The 13,861-nt window shown below is 37.3% G+C and carries 14 protein-coding genes; 9 read left to right on the forward strand and 5 right to left on the reverse strand.

All coding sequences use genetic code 11. From position 1 onward, the window contains the following. The first annotated feature begins 14 nt into the window (after positions 1-14). Positions 15-1,040 carry a hypothetical protein gene (locus BGC7_RS14995; protein WP_050702420.1) on the forward strand — a complete coding sequence of 342 codons (1,026 nt, stop codon included), beginning with the start codon at positions 15-17 and terminating at the stop codon, positions 1,038-1,040. A gap of 27 nt (positions 1,041-1,067) precedes the next feature. Here BGC7_RS14995 and BGC7_RS15000 read toward each other — a convergent pair whose 3' ends face one another. Then, positions 1,068-2,414, reverse strand: coding sequence for an MATE family efflux transporter (locus BGC7_RS15000; RefSeq protein ID WP_050702421.1), 1,347 nt, complete (start codon positions 2,412-2,414; stop codon positions 1,068-1,070). 163 nt (positions 2,415-2,577) lie between these two features. Here BGC7_RS15000 and pstS point away from each other — a divergent pair, with 163 nt between their 5' ends. The 7 genes from pstS to BGC7_RS15035 are packed head-to-tail and all read left to right on the forward strand — an operon-like array spanning position 2,578 to position 9,335. After that, complete coding sequence (gene pstS / locus BGC7_RS15005; protein WP_050702422.1) at positions 2,578-3,648, forward strand: phosphate ABC transporter substrate-binding protein PstS; 1,071 nt, start codon at positions 2,578-2,580, stop codon at positions 3,646-3,648. Between the two features lie 37 nt (positions 3,649-3,685). Further along, positions 3,686-4,534 (forward strand): phosphate ABC transporter permease subunit PstC, encoded by an 849-nt coding sequence (gene pstC / locus BGC7_RS15010; RefSeq protein ID WP_050702423.1) that lies wholly within the window; start codon positions 3,686-3,688, stop codon positions 4,532-4,534. Continuing rightward, positions 4,534-5,412, forward strand: coding sequence for a phosphate ABC transporter permease PstA (pstA, locus tag BGC7_RS15015; RefSeq protein WP_050702424.1), 879 nt, complete (start codon positions 4,534-4,536; stop codon positions 5,410-5,412). The genes pstC and pstA overlap by 1 nt, the downstream gene beginning before the upstream one ends. Continuing rightward, positions 5,397-6,179: a phosphate ABC transporter ATP-binding protein PstB gene (gene pstB, locus BGC7_RS15020; protein ID WP_050702425.1), complete on the forward strand. Its 783-nt coding sequence runs from the start codon at positions 5,397-5,399 to the stop codon at positions 6,177-6,179. The genes pstA and pstB overlap by 16 nt, the downstream gene beginning before the upstream one ends. 54 nt (positions 6,180-6,233) lie before the next feature. Further along, positions 6,234-6,914: a phosphate signaling complex protein PhoU gene (gene phoU / locus BGC7_RS15025; RefSeq protein ID WP_050702563.1), complete on the forward strand. Its 681-nt coding sequence runs from the start codon at positions 6,234-6,236 to the stop codon at positions 6,912-6,914. Further along, on the forward strand, positions 6,898-7,599 hold the full coding sequence (locus tag BGC7_RS15030; protein ID WP_050702426.1) for a response regulator transcription factor: 702 nt from the start codon (positions 6,898-6,900) through the stop codon (positions 7,597-7,599). Before phoU ends, BGC7_RS15030 begins: the two co-directional genes overlap by 17 nt. Positions 7,600-7,607: 8 nt before the next feature. Beyond that, positions 7,608-9,335, forward strand: coding sequence for a sensor histidine kinase (locus BGC7_RS15035; protein WP_050702427.1), 1,728 nt, complete (start codon positions 7,608-7,610; stop codon positions 9,333-9,335). 14 nt (positions 9,336-9,349) lie between these two features. Here BGC7_RS15035 and BGC7_RS15040 read toward each other — a convergent pair whose 3' ends face one another. After that, positions 9,350-9,649 (reverse strand): nitrous oxide-stimulated promoter family protein, encoded by a 300-nt coding sequence (locus BGC7_RS15040; RefSeq protein ID WP_050702428.1) that lies wholly within the window; start codon positions 9,647-9,649, stop codon positions 9,350-9,352. 63 nt (positions 9,650-9,712) lie between these two features. Then, positions 9,713-10,396, reverse strand: a complete 684-nt coding sequence (locus BGC7_RS15045) for a type IX secretion/gliding motility protein PorT/SprT (RefSeq protein WP_050702564.1) — start codon at positions 10,394-10,396, stop codon at positions 9,713-9,715. Between the two features lie 327 nt (positions 10,397-10,723). Here BGC7_RS15045 and BGC7_RS17710 point away from each other — a divergent pair, with 327 nt between their 5' ends. Continuing rightward, complete coding sequence (locus tag BGC7_RS17710; protein WP_006842812.1) at positions 10,724-10,891, forward strand: DUF362 domain-containing protein; 168 nt, start codon at positions 10,724-10,726, stop codon at positions 10,889-10,891. A gap of 153 nt (positions 10,892-11,044) precedes the next feature. Here BGC7_RS17710 and cydB read toward each other — a convergent pair whose 3' ends face one another. Both cydB and BGC7_RS15055 read right to left on the reverse strand, forming a co-directional pair. After that, complete coding sequence (cydB, locus tag BGC7_RS15050) at positions 11,045-12,190, reverse strand: cytochrome d ubiquinol oxidase subunit II (RefSeq protein ID WP_050702429.1); 1,146 nt, start codon at positions 12,188-12,190, stop codon at positions 11,045-11,047. A 33-nt stretch (positions 12,191-12,223) separates the two neighbouring features. Beyond that, on the reverse strand, positions 12,224-13,783 hold the full coding sequence (locus BGC7_RS15055) for a cytochrome ubiquinol oxidase subunit I (RefSeq protein ID WP_050702430.1): 1,560 nt from the start codon (positions 13,781-13,783) through the stop codon (positions 12,224-12,226). Positions 13,784-13,861: the final 78 nt, after the last annotated feature.

Raw genomic sequence — 13,861 nt, forward strand, 5'->3', positions numbered from 1 at the left:
TTAACAAAAATGCAATGAAACGATTATTCTTTTTTATAGTCTCTCTTAATATTTGCTCGATAGGATTATCCTACGGACAAGACTCATTAGCTTTCAAACCATCCGGAAGAGTTATAGCCAGAGGATTTTTAGATTATAGTAGTGGCTTCGGTGAAGCTAATAAAGAAAGAGGATTTGATATTACCAGAGCTTTCCTAGGATATAATTATCAATTTACAAAAACATTTAACGGACAGGTTATCATAGATGGAGCTGCCGGAAAAACATCTTCTGATGGAATGGAAGTCTATCTTCGTAATGCTTTTATCAACTGGAAAGATAACGGATTCAATATAAACGTCGGATTAATCGGACTAATGCAGTTCAGCACACAAGAAAACTACTGGATGCATCGGTATGTAATGAAGTCTTTTCAGGATTTAAATAAGATGGCACCCAGTGTCGATTTGGGTATAACTGCTGAATACAATATCAACGACTTTCTGTCTGCCGACCTAAGTCTTACGAATGGAGAAGGAAATAAAAAAGTGCGAAAAGATAATAATATGCGCTATGCTGCCGGCCTCAATCTACATCCCACAAAAAACACAATCTTACGAGTATATGCAGACATATACAATGATGATGAGGGCACAAGAGATAAATTACCCGAAGGCGTTACTTCTTCCGAATACAAAGACCAATACACCCTATCCCTTTTTGCAGGCTACAAAGATAAAGTTATATCGGCAGGTGCTGAATACAATAGGGTCTATAATAAAGGATTTATAGAAAAGAAAGATTATTTCGGATATTCATTCTACACATCTGTAGCATGTTCGCCTAAATGGAGAACTTTTGCACGCTACGATTTAGCAGACTCGTCCTCTCCTGATAACTTTACTACGCCTTGGTATGGCTCGGACGGACAGCTTATGATGATTGGAATAGAGTTTCGTCCTATGAAACAATTGAAAATTGCACCGAACTTTCGGAATATAAATCCCGACAGAAGTAAATCGGAACAATATCTATATATCAATGTAGAGTTTAATTTATAATACAGGGTTTTTATCATCCTGCGTCTTTCAAGACCTGATCTTACCCGTTAATTTGCGGAATCTCAAAAACATTAATATTGCAGCGCAAGATAGCCCCGTAGGGAACGTAACCCAGACTCCCTGAATGCCCCAGCCAAGTATAAACCCACATATATATCCTATTGGCAAAGCAATGACAAAGTACGAAACAAAAGCAATAACCATAATAACCTTCACGTCGGCAATCCCTCTCAATGCATTTGCGAAAGCAATTTGCATTCCATCACTAAACTGATATAACAGCAAAGAGAAAATAAGAGTACCAACTACCGCTATCACTTGCGTATCATCAGTAAACCATCCTCCGATATCGTTTCTGAATATAAACACCAAGCATGAAGCTGTCAGAGACATAAGAGCTATTACATGAGCCCCAGCATATGCCGTATTGCGAATATTACCTATATCATTGGCTCCCTTAAAGTTGCTCACCCGCACAGCTATGGCAGCACCCATACCATAAAACATCATAAAACTGACTGTAGATATAGTAACCATAATCTGATGGGCAGCCAAAGCAATAGTTCCAAGCCAACCTATCATAATGGCACTAAGACTGAACGAAGCTGTTTCCATTCCCATTTGCAAGGCAATAGGCCATCCCAGTTTATTTACACTCTTGAGGTCTCTTTTATTAACAGACGATTGTTTGAATCCATCTTTATATTGACTATATTTTTTAGTACAGAAAAATATTATAACAAATGCAGTCAACATCATCATACGCGAAAACAAGGTACTTATTCCTGCACCCAAAAGCCCAAGCTCGGGCATACCAAATTTTCCGTGGATCAATGTATAATTGCTGAATACATGAAACACATTACCACATAGCAATATCCACATAGCTGTACGGGTATTGTTTATCCCATCTGCGAATTGTTTAAACCCATTAAACAACATTACGAACAAAAGAGAAGCAAGTAAAGTTAGATAATAGGGTTTTATCAATGGCATCAGTTCTTCGGGCTGCCCCAATCTCTCTATGTTAAAGTAAAGAATTGTCATTGCAATAGTCAATAACACAGCAATAATAGAATTGGCACAAAGGCTGTTTTTCAATATACGCCCTGCTGCCGAAAGCTCTTTTCGTCCGAAAAGGCTGCCTATAACAGGCGTCAATCCATACGAAAACCCTGTACCGAATATAATAGTAAGATTAAATACATTATTTGCAAAAGACGCAGCGGACAAACTCTCTGTATTATAATGTCCCACCATCAGAGTATCGGCAAATCCGACTATAATCATTCCTATCTGTCCCACAACAATAGGCAGTCCCAAGCGAAGAAGTGCTACGTAATGGGATTTGTATCTATCAAAAAACTTTTTCATTTGTGGACACAAAAGTAGTCATTATTTACTATTTAGAAAAAGGAATAAGAGAAAAGGCCAACCCAATCTTAACAGTTTCGTAACAAATCCTTAGTCTCATTGTTACAACTACTCAATAATATTGTATCGTAAAAGAAAAGATAATTAACAAAAAATAAATAATATGAAAAAAGCGGTTTTATTTACATTAGTAGCTTTAGTAATAGCACTAAGTTCATGCGGAAACAAAGAAAGCAATTTATCCGGAGCCGGAGCAACTTTTCCTGCACCTTTTTATAATATTGTATTTAAAGAGTACGCAAAAATAGGAAGTAATGTTTCTTACGGAGCCATCGGTAGTGGTGGAGGAATACGCAGTTTGAAAGATCAGACAGTAGATTTCGGAGCTACAGATGTATATCTTTCCGATTCGGAACTTGCAGAAATGGGTAAAGAAATAGTCCATATACCTACGGCTTTGGGTGCGGTTGTACTATCATACAATCTGAAAGGTGTGAAAGATATGAAACTAACTTCTGAAATTATATCAGATATCTATAGAGGGAAAATAACTAACTGGAACGACAGCAAGATAAAAGAACTTAATCCGGATCTGAATCTACCTGACAAGAGTATTACTCCTGTATACCGTTCAGATGGTAGTGGTACTACTTCTGTATTCTCAGAATATATGTCGAAAGTAAATGAAGCGTGGAAGCAAGAAATAGGAGAAGGCAAATCACTGAAGTTCCCTGTAGGTATAGCAGCAAAAGGCAATCCGGGAGTAGCAGGTATTATCGCTCAGACAGATGGAGCAATCGGATATATAGGTTCCGAATATGCTTTAGCTCTCAACATGTCTTCTGCTTTGATTCAGAACAGTGTCGGTAATTTTATTGCAGCAGATACAAAAAGTATTTCAGCAGCAGCAGATGTAGATATGCCGAATGACACACGAGTAGTAATCACAAATTCTCAAAACCCTGAAGCCTACCCTATCAGCACATTTACATGGATTATAGCATATAAAGAACAAAACTACAATGCAAGATCGGAAGTTCAGGCTAAAGCTTTGGTAGGCTTACTAAATTATATAATCAGCGAAGAAGGACAGGCAATAGCAACTAAAACACACTATGCCCCGCTTCCGGCTACAGTTGTAGAAAAAACCAAAGCAAATATAGAAGCTATGACTTACAACGGAAACAAAATAGAAACATACCAACTTTCGACTGCAAAAAATACTCAACATTAATACTTAAAGAGTAAACTAACGGCTACAAGCAAAAAGAATGAAAGATAAAATATTCAAATCGGTACTATTGATAGCCTCTTGTCTTATTATCCTGCTAACAGCAGGTATAGTATACGGGCTGATAAGTAAGAGTATCGGTGCATTCTCTGAGTTCGGGTTCTTTGGCTTTCTTACCTCCACCGAATGGGACTCTCGCAATGAACAATACGGAGCATTGCCATTCATAGCAGGAACTATGATAACATCTATACTGGCGCTCCTGTTTTGCATCCCATTTTCGCTATCTGTTGCTTTGTTCAACGGAGAGTATTTCCGCAACAAAAAAATATCGACCGTAGTAAGCTCAATAGTAGATTTGCTGGCAGGTATACCATCAATAGTATATGGGCTATGGGGATTTTATACCCTTCGTCCTATACTCATCCAAATGGGAGTAAGCGATCAGGGCTTCGGAGTTCTTCTTTCGTCCATAGTTTTGGCAATAATGATAATTCCATATGCCTCGTCACTCAGCACAGAGTTTATAGCTATGGTACCCAACGAACTGAAAGAAGGAGCATACAGCCTTGGGGCAACCAATCTAGAAGTAATCACATCTGTAAATCTGCCTGTAGCAGGATCGGGAATATTTGCCTCGTACATTCTGGCTTTTGGTAGGGCTTTGGGCGAAACGATGGCAGTGACGATGCTGATAGGTAATACAATAAACATACCAATGGCTTTGTCCGATACAGGTAACTCTATGGCCAGTGTGATTGCTAACCAGTTTGGTGAAGCCAGCGGTTTAAAGCTCAGTTCGCTGATGGCTATCGGATTACTTCTGTTCCTTATCACGGCTTGTATAAATTTCGTTGCCAAGTATATTATGAAAATGGTAAATAAATAATGAAAAAGCGACTCACATCAACTGCAAAATTCAGACTCACGAAGAGTAAGGTATTCTTTTGGGGAGTATGTACTCTGTCAGGCATTACAATGATACCGCTTTTTCTTATCCTCTGGGAATTAGTAAAGAAAGGATATAAGCAATTCAACCTGAGCCTGTTTACAGAAGTAGCCCCAACTTCGATGGAAGCTATGCTGGCACGTATCAGCGACAGTCCCATTCCGGGAGGTATACTCAATGGTATCACAGGAACATTGCTTATACTATCCATCGCAATAGTAATTGCCATACCTATAGGCATAATGACAGGAGTATACCTAGCTGAAAATCCGAAAAAAAAATTAGCTAATTTAGTTCGCAACCTTAGCGACCTGCTACAAGGAATCCCTTCTATCGTTATAGGGGTAGTAGTATATATTTGGGTAGTAATACCAATGTCCGGCTATTCTGCTTTGGCTGGTAGTGTAGCTCTGGCAATAATGATGCTACCGATGATAATCAGGTCTACCGAAGAAAGCCTGAAGATGTTGCCTGCATCCCTAAAAGAAGCGGCTTTAGCGTTAGGCGGATCATACACAAGTGTGGTCGTAAGAGTTTTATTACCTTCTGCATTCAGCGGTTTATTCACAGGTTCTCTCCTTGCTATATCACGTGTGATGGGCGAAACCGCGCCTTTGCTGGTAACCGCGCTTGGAGCAGCCTCCGTAAATTGGAATGCTACAAGCCCTACCAGTGCTATTTCGCTGTTGATATGGGAGTTTTACAATGATCCAAATCTGGCAGATTTGGTATGGTCTTCCTCTCTACTCCTATTATTATTCGTATTAGGTATTAATCTTTTAGCAAAAAGAATAGCAAAAAAATGGAAAATACAATAAATTTGAATGAACAAAATATTCTGGAACTCAAAGACGTTTCAGTATCTTATACACCCGGCAAGAATGCTGTCAATATGGTAAATGCGAACATAAAACCAAATACCGTCACTGCCATAATGGGACCTTCGGGTTGTGGAAAAAGTACATTACTACGTGCTATAAACCGTATGCACGAGCTTTATCCTGATATTGTAACCACAGGCGAAATATTACTGAAAGGACAGAATATTTTCAATATGAATCCGATGAAAGTACGCCGATTGGCTGGTATGGTATTTCAGCGTCCGAACCCGTTTCCGACAATGAGTATTTTCGACAATGTAATAGCAGGATATAAACTGAACAACATAAAACTAAACAAAACCGAAAAGGAAGAAATAGTAGAGAACAGCCTACGCAGTGTGGCACTGTGGGATGAGGTAAAAGACTCTATGACAAAGAAAGGAACATTCCTTTCGGGAGGACAGCAGCAAAGGCTCTGTATAGCACGTGCATTAGCTCTGAAACCGGAGCTTCTTCTTATGGATGAACCAACCTCGGCACTGGATCCTATATCAACTAACAGAGTGGAAGAATTAATATTCGAACTCAAAAAAGAATATACCATAGTGATTGTTACACACAATATGTCGCAGGCTGCACGGTTGTCAGACAACTCTATGTTTATGTATATGGGTGAACTTGTCGAATATGGTACTACCAAACAGATGTTTACTAAACCTGTTAATAAGCGTACAGAAGATTATCTGACAGGAGTATTCAGCTAATTAATAAAGAGAAAAGAAGAGAAGACAAATAAAAAAATGATATATCAGCAAATTATGACAACAAACATAAAACTTAAACAATTAGAGCTTTTGCTCAATGATTTTGAGCTTCTGTCGAAAACGGCATTGGTACAAATGCAAATTACAACAAAGTTACTCAACGACAACACTATCGAGTCGTTATATGAAGAAGCGGAATCGAATGAAATAATAATGGATAGATTAGAAATTAAGGTACGTGAAGAAGTTGTTTTCACTATCTTTCAGTTTAATCCGGTAGCCGCCGATCTACGCAAAATAATCACCTATCAGGATATAACAACCAATCTGGAGCGTATAGGGGATATGTTACTGAATGTGATACACTTCCTTAAAAAAACAGACCTGTCGACACCCCATTTCGAACCGATAAAGAAAATGATAAGCAAGATGGTTCAGTACACCGGCGAAATGTTACGTAACACTATATTTTCATTCTCGAACGAAGACAGTCATACTGCTTATGAAGTTATTGCAGAAGATGACAAAGTTGATGAATTGTTTCACCAAATTAGTCTATCTTTACAAGAGATCTATGCCGATAAAAAATTGAACAAAGAAGATATACGTAATATGATAAATGTAAACGCCATTTCTCATAATCTAGAACGCATAGGCGACAGTGCCACAAACATAGCCGAAGCCACTATATATTTAACAGAAGGAAAAGATATCAGACATGGAAACAAACAATAAAGATATATCTATACTAATAGTAGATGATGAACCCGATATAAGGGAAATACTACAATTCAATCTGCAAAACGAAGGCTATAATATAGACCTTGCCGAATCAGCTGAAGAAGCCGCTAAAATATTGACATCAAAACACAGGCTCATTTTGTTAGATGTTATGATGGGCGGCATATCTGGATTCAAATTTGCAGATCAGTTAAGAAAAGAAGGAAACAGCACGCCTATTATTTTCCTAACAGCTAAAAATACAGAAAATGATATGCTGACAGGATTTTCGATAGGAGGAGATGATTATATATCAAAGCCATTCTCGATAAAGGAAGTTATAGCTAGAGTAAAGAGTGTATTGAAAAGAAGCAGGGAAGCAAGCTCTGAAGTAGAAAGTAATACAATAAAAGTTGACGATCTTATTATAGATCGTGATACAAAAACAGTTACCGTAAACGGAAAGTTAGTAGATCTCACCAAAACAGAATTTAATATACTTGTCTTGCTAGTAGAAAACTCAAGTAGAATATTTTCCCGCTCAGACATACTCGATAAGGCATGGAAAGACGATGGTATAGTACTCGAACGAACAGTAGATGTACATATTGCACGCCTGAGAAAAAAGATAGACCCTTATGGAGATTGTATTATCAATCGTACCGGTTATGGATACACATTCAATATACAAAATAAGTAATTAGTATTATGAAGTTAACATATAAGCAACGGGTATTTTTCTATTTCTTCATCATATTTGCTGTGTTTGCAGCCTGTATCATTGTGCTCGAACAAAAAGAAGAAAAAGCACAACGCACACAGTCGCTTATTGATAGGCTCGACGGCTATGCAGATATGATAAATACATACATCGGAGAGGTGCATTATCCGGATAGCAATATGGTAAGAATGCAATCGTTGGCAAAAGCGATGCCAATGGATATCCGTATTTCGATTATCGACAATGATGGCAAAGTTTTCTTCGACAAGAATGTCTCTGACTTGTCTAAGCTCGATAATCATCTCGACCGCCCGGAGATACGCAATGCTCTCTATCAAGGAACAGGGTTTAACATACGTACTTCCGAATCAACACACAGGGAATATCTTTATTATGCTAAACATTACGATAGTTATTATGTGCGGGTTGCATTGCCATACACAATACAGACTAAAGGAATGCTAAAAGCAGACAATTTCTTTGTGTACATCGTTGCCGGTATGTTTATCGTTGTGTTACTATTACTCAATTTTGTAGCAGGGCGTTTCAGCAAATCTATTCTTCAGCTAAAAAGCCTTACAACAAAAATAAAAGAGGATAAGCCTCTTTCCGAGAAAATTGAATTTCCTGACGATGAGTTAGGCGATATAGGAAAAAAGCTGGTAGATATATTAAATCAAAAAGAAAAAAATAAAGAAGCTATCGAACTGGAAAGAGAAAAACTGATCCAACACTTCCAATTCTCTCACGAAGGTATATGCATCTTCGATTCCGGATTCAAAAAAATATATGCAAATACGCACTTCTTTCAGTATTTCAACTTTATAGTTGATGAACCGGCATTCAATCTGGAAGCTATTTTGCATGAGAAGATATTCGATCCTGTTGTCGAATTTATTTCGAATAGAAAAAAAGAAGACAATTTTCATACATTCCAACTAAAAAAGAACGGGAAAATATTTTCGATACAAACAATAGTATTTGAGGATAACAGCTTTGAGATTACAATAAAAGATATCAGCAGAACAGAAAAAACACGGCTGATGAAGCAGGAAATGACCAACAATATAGCTCATGAGCTAAGAACACCGGTAACAAGCCTGCGTGGTTATCTGGAAACCCTGAGCACCCAACAGTTGCCATCCGAAAAACAAGCTCAGTTTATAGAACGGGCATACCAACAAAGTATCCGCCTGTCTAATCTGATTGACGATGTAAGCCTTATAAGTAAAATAGAAGAGGCATCCTCTCAGTTTACTCTTGAAAAGGTCAATCTATCTCAACTGATAAATGATGTCAGAATCGACCTTTTAGATAGATTAGAGGCAAATGACATAAAACTGAATATTTCGGTAAACGACCACCTTGTTATCAACGGTAATTATACTCTTTTGTATTCTATTTTCCGTAATCTCTTCGACAACTCAATCAACTATGCAGGACAACATATTGTGATAAATATCAACAACTACATGGAGGATAATGAGTTTGTCTACTTCACATACTGTGATACAGGACGGGGAGTAGAAGAACAATATCTGCCTCGCCTTTTCGAACGGTTCTATAGAGTAAATGAAGGTCGAACACGCGACACAGGAGGTTCTGGTCTAGGCTTGTCTATTGTAAGGAATGCAGTTATTTTTCATAAAGGAGAAATACAAGTAAAAAACAGATTGGAAGGAGGTTTAGAATTCTTCTTCACACTAAAAAAATAGATAAGAAATCTTACTCAACTTATAAGATTTCGAATAAGATGCAAAATTGCTAACAAAGGGCTGCGAAACAACATTTGTGGCCCTGAATAGCGCATTACTTCTTTTATATTCTGTCTCATATCTGGTCTATAACAGTGTACAGGGCACTTCTCGCAATTAGGCTTATCCTCTCCAAATCTACATTTCTCTAGTCTGTTCAGAGCATAAATATTAAGATCTTTACAGTCTGGGCATAATTTCCCCGATGTATTGTGCTTAGCAGCACAATAGATATGGATCATCTTTGTTACAGTTCTTTTTTCTGTATTATTCATTCTGAAACTGAAAAGAGAATATAATATATTTACCGGACAGATATATTAAAAGAAGAAAATCTGTTATTCAAAATTGAATACTAAAGAGATCATTCTCGATTTTCCTGACAATATAGCCTGTGTATATTTCAACAAGTCTTTATCAGTAAGATCCGATCTGCCTTTTCGTACGAGATCAGTCAAACCAAAAGAAAACTTCAACTCGGGACAAAGTTTAAATAAAGGCAAGTAAAAATTACACCCTATTCCAAATTCTAAACCATAGTCCATTTTCTTGAAGCGAAGCACATCTTCTTTTTTCGAGCCAATATCCATTGCTGCATATCCGCCTGCAAGAAGATATGGACGATAATTTTTGATTCGAGGAGCACTAAACTTGAGGAGCAAAGGTAATGTCAGATAATTACTCCTCACCGAAGCAGTATATTCTTCACCTGATGTCTGTTCTTTGAATACAAAGCGCCGTTCTCCCAGATACAGCGTTGGAGCCAAACGCAGATTGAAATACTCATTAAGGTATCTATCTCCTATCATACCCACATTGAAGCCTACCGAATAGGAAGGTATCTCGGCAAACCAAGCTTCTCCATTATCACCTACAAACCCTGTATGAGTGAGGATCATATCATGCCCTGTTATACCAATGGAAAAGCCCAAATGATACATCTTCTGATCTGCAAAAGGTTGATTAACAGCCCTACGCAATTGTGTCTGACCAGCTAATGGCATAATATAGCACAAAGCCATCAGCAATAATATCTGTGTATATATCTTTTTCAACTTTACAATTTTACGACTAATCTTTAAAACGTGATTACAAACAATATATTATGATAAACACTTTATAAAATAACTTAGAAAGATTAAAAATAAAGAGCAATATTATACATATACAACATAGCACTGAACATTATAAAAAACTACAAATGAAACATTTATAAATACAGCTTAATACTTAATAGATAAATACTATGTTATTATTTATAATATCTAACAATCTGAATTTTGGATGAAACAAAAAACTAGCTATATTTGCCACATCAAAGTTAGTAATAATCTTAAAAAAAGAAAATCATGGCTTACGTAATTAATGAAGACTGCATTGCTTGTGGTACTTGCATCGATGAATGTCCAGTAAACGCTATATCAGAAGGAGATATTTACAAAATAGATCCGGACGCATGTACCGATTGTGGTACTTGTGCAGATGCTTGCCCAACTGAAGCTATTCATCCTGCATAATCTGTTAGGATTGATAAAATATAGAAGGAAACTGAATATTCAGTTTCCTTTTTTATTGAGTGTGCTATTAAAGAACAATAGAAAATAGAGAAAGATATAAAAGAGGAGCATCTCATTAGATGCTCCTCTTTTATAATATCTCAAAAATTCTAATCAATACACATGACCATCGTCTTTCAAGTCTTCTGCTTTCAGGCGTTTCTTCTCCAATGCATTCCATGCATAGAAAATATATGCCAAAACAAATGGTATCAAAATAGAAACAATACTCATTACAGTCAAAGTAAATTCACTCGAAGAAGAATTTTCGATAGTTAACGAACTTTGCAGATCTGTCGCAGATGGATAATAGGCAGTATTGTTAAAGCCTGTTACCAATAATAGCATACATACTGTAAGTACAGTACCGATACCCGAAAACCAGATTCCTTTACTAAATTCTTTGCTCAGTAAAGTCTTACCTATTCCGAACAATACAAGAAGTACACCTACAAGGAAAACAATTCCTACAATCGGCATCTCTACCATATTCAGAAAATATTTATACTGTACGAGTTCTACAACTTTTGTCACAGGATCTACAGCATAACCTTTAGCAAGAAATGTCCAGATTACAAAAGCAAGGAAGAATACTACAAATGGAATAGAGTTATATAGTAAAAACTTACGTGAGCGATTAACCAATGTTTCATCTGCCAAACGGTTGACAAAGAAAAGACAAGCTAATGTGCGGGCAAGGAAAAATACTGTTAGCCCCAATAACCAACAACGAGGTTCGGCCAAGGCTTCAAGTCCGTGCCATTCTGTTCCCCAACGGCTGATAATTGGGTTTGCTATGTCTGTAAGATTACCTTTATTTACTGTAAAATCCGAACCGGTAAAGAATGTAGCCAATGCCGCACCTACCAAGAATGTTCCAAGCAATCCGTTAATGAACAGGAAAGATCTGTATGTAGTCTTGCCATAAGTATTACCCGGCTTCGACTGATATTCATAAGATACTGCCTGTATCACAAAACAAAGCAATATAGCCATCCAAACCCAGTATGCTCCACCAAAGCTGGTAGAATAGAACAAAGGGAATGATGCGAACAAAGCTCCTCCGAATGTTACCAGTGTAGTATATGTATACTCCCATTTACGCCCTAAAGCATTTACAAGTATCATGCGTTCCTTTTCTTCTTTTGCCAAAGAAAATAGCATTGACTGCCCTCCCTGTACGAAAAGAAGGAAGGCAAAAAGTCCTCCGATCAAACAGATAAGGAACCACCAATAATGTTGTAAAAATGAATAATCCATAGTTATATCTTTTTTTAGTTAAAAAATCAAGTATTAGTGAGCACCTTCCGGACCTTTTCTTATTTGATTAAGCATGATACGGATTTCGGCAATAAGTAAAGCGGTGAACAAAGCTAAGAAAACAAAGAATGTAATAACAACAGACATTGTAGAAATAGCGGATACAGCAGCTTGTAAAGGCATTACATCCTGAATAGCCCATGGTTGACGACCAATTTCAGCAACCATCCATCCGGCTTGGGATGCAACGTATGTCAATGGAATAGTCCATATACAAATCCACAAAAGCCATTTTTTATCCTCAATATTGATCTTACGATATACTAAAAATGTAAGAACGGCGAAGAACAAAATAAAATAACCACCCAAATAAACCATAATATGGAATGCCCAATATACTGTTTTAGCAAGATTAGGTACTAATTGCTCCGGATTCTCCAAATATCCATATCCAAAGTAGGCAAAGTTATCTTTCAATATTCCTTTATGTAAAATTGCAGTAGCCTCATCACCATCAGCCTTAGCTTTCCTATAATCGGTTAATGCCTGAATCGCTACTCGACCTTTAGTACGCATCTCTTCAAAAGACAGCGCTGTTGTTCCATCCGGTTTTGTATAACCTCCTTCAATAATATCATTGATACCCGGTACAAAAGCCTGAGTATCATAGAACGCAATTAAAGACAAGCCTCCGGGAAATTTTACAGGAGGAAATATAAATTCCTCTTTACCATCATTATATGATTCTTTAGAAGGATTAGGAATACCGAATATAATAAGCCCCTCGTTTGTACCACCTTTATACAAGCCTTCCATCACGGCCAGTTTCATAGGCTGTTTTTCTGCTACCTGTACAGCAGATCCATGACCTGAATATAGTGTAAGCAATGAAGCACAAAGTCCAAATACTGTAGCAACCTTCAAACTCTGCATGGCAAACTCTTTGTCTCGTTTTTTAAGTAGATACCAGGCTGCAACTCCTATAACAAATGCAGATCCAAGAATCCAACTGGAAACAACTGTATGGAAAAACTTATTGATTGCAACAGGAGATAAAGCGACTGCAAAAAAATCGACCATTTCGTTGCGGGATGTATCAGCATTAAACTCCATTCCTACAGGATATTGCATCCATGCGTTAGCAATAAGAATCCATAATGCCGAAATAGTAGCACCTGTTATGGTCAACCATGTAGCAGCAAGGTGTACACCTTTACTTACACGTTTCCATCCAAAAAACATAATAGAAATAAATGTAGCTTCCATAAAGAATGCTACAGTAGCTTCAATAGCAAGAGGCGCACCAAAAATGTCCCCTACAAAGAAGCTGTAATTTGACCAGTTTGTACCAAACTGAAACTCAAGAATAAGTCCGGTAGCAATACCGATAGCAAAGTTAATTCCGAAAAGAGTCATCCAGAATTTTGCAGTTTTTTTCCACTGCTCATTGCCTGTCCGCACATACATTGTTTCCATGATTGCCATAATAAGCCCCAACCCAAGGGTAAGGGGTACAAACAACCAGTGATACATTGCTGTCAGAGCAAACTGGGCTCTAGACCAGTCGATTAACGATGTACTTAGTAGTTCCATAAAAATAGTTTTATATTAGTTAATATATGAGGATTATACTTTATTTAATGATTATACCTTTTGGCTAACTTTTCTCTA

It is taken from the genome of Dysgonomonas sp. BGC7, from assembly GCF_001261735.1.
GTDB lineage: Bacteria > Bacteroidota > Bacteroidia > Bacteroidales > Dysgonomonadaceae > Dysgonomonas.

Excerpts from the sequence above, each read along its gene's own strand:
- BGC7_RS14995 (WP_050702420.1), top strand. The coding sequence starts at position 15 with ATGAAACGATTATTCTTTTTTATAGTCTCTCTTAATATTTGCTCGATA.
- BGC7_RS15000 (WP_050702421.1), bottom strand. The coding sequence starts at position 2,414 with ATGAAAAAGTTTTTTGATAGATACAAATCCCATTACGTAGCACTTCTT.
- pstS (WP_050702422.1), top strand. The coding sequence starts at position 2,578 with ATGAAAAAAGCGGTTTTATTTACATTAGTAGCTTTAGTAATAGCACTA.
- pstC (WP_050702423.1), top strand. The coding sequence starts at position 3,686 with ATGAAAGATAAAATATTCAAATCGGTACTATTGATAGCCTCTTGTCTT.
- pstA (WP_050702424.1), top strand. The coding sequence starts at position 4,534 with ATGAAAAAGCGACTCACATCAACTGCAAAATTCAGACTCACGAAGAGT.
- pstB (WP_050702425.1), top strand. The coding sequence starts at position 5,397 with ATGGAAAATACAATAAATTTGAATGAACAAAATATTCTGGAACTCAAA.
- phoU (WP_050702563.1), top strand. The coding sequence starts at position 6,234 with ATGACAACAAACATAAAACTTAAACAATTAGAGCTTTTGCTCAATGAT.
- BGC7_RS15030 (WP_050702426.1), top strand. The coding sequence starts at position 6,898 with ATGGAAACAAACAATAAAGATATATCTATACTAATAGTAGATGATGAA.
- BGC7_RS15035 (WP_050702427.1), top strand. The coding sequence starts at position 7,608 with ATGAAGTTAACATATAAGCAACGGGTATTTTTCTATTTCTTCATCATA.
- BGC7_RS15040 (WP_050702428.1), bottom strand. The coding sequence starts at position 9,649 with ATGAATAATACAGAAAAAAGAACTGTAACAAAGATGATCCATATCTAT.
- BGC7_RS15045 (WP_050702564.1), bottom strand. The coding sequence starts at position 10,396 with ATGGCTTTGTGCTATATTATGCCATTAGCTGGTCAGACACAATTGCGT.
- BGC7_RS17710 (WP_006842812.1), top strand. The coding sequence starts at position 10,724 with ATGGCTTACGTAATTAATGAAGACTGCATTGCTTGTGGTACTTGCATC.
- cydB (WP_050702429.1), bottom strand. The coding sequence starts at position 12,190 with ATGGATTATTCATTTTTACAACATTATTGGTGGTTCCTTATCTGTTTG.
- BGC7_RS15055 (WP_050702430.1), bottom strand. The coding sequence starts at position 13,783 with ATGGAACTACTAAGTACATCGTTAATCGACTGGTCTAGAGCCCAGTTT.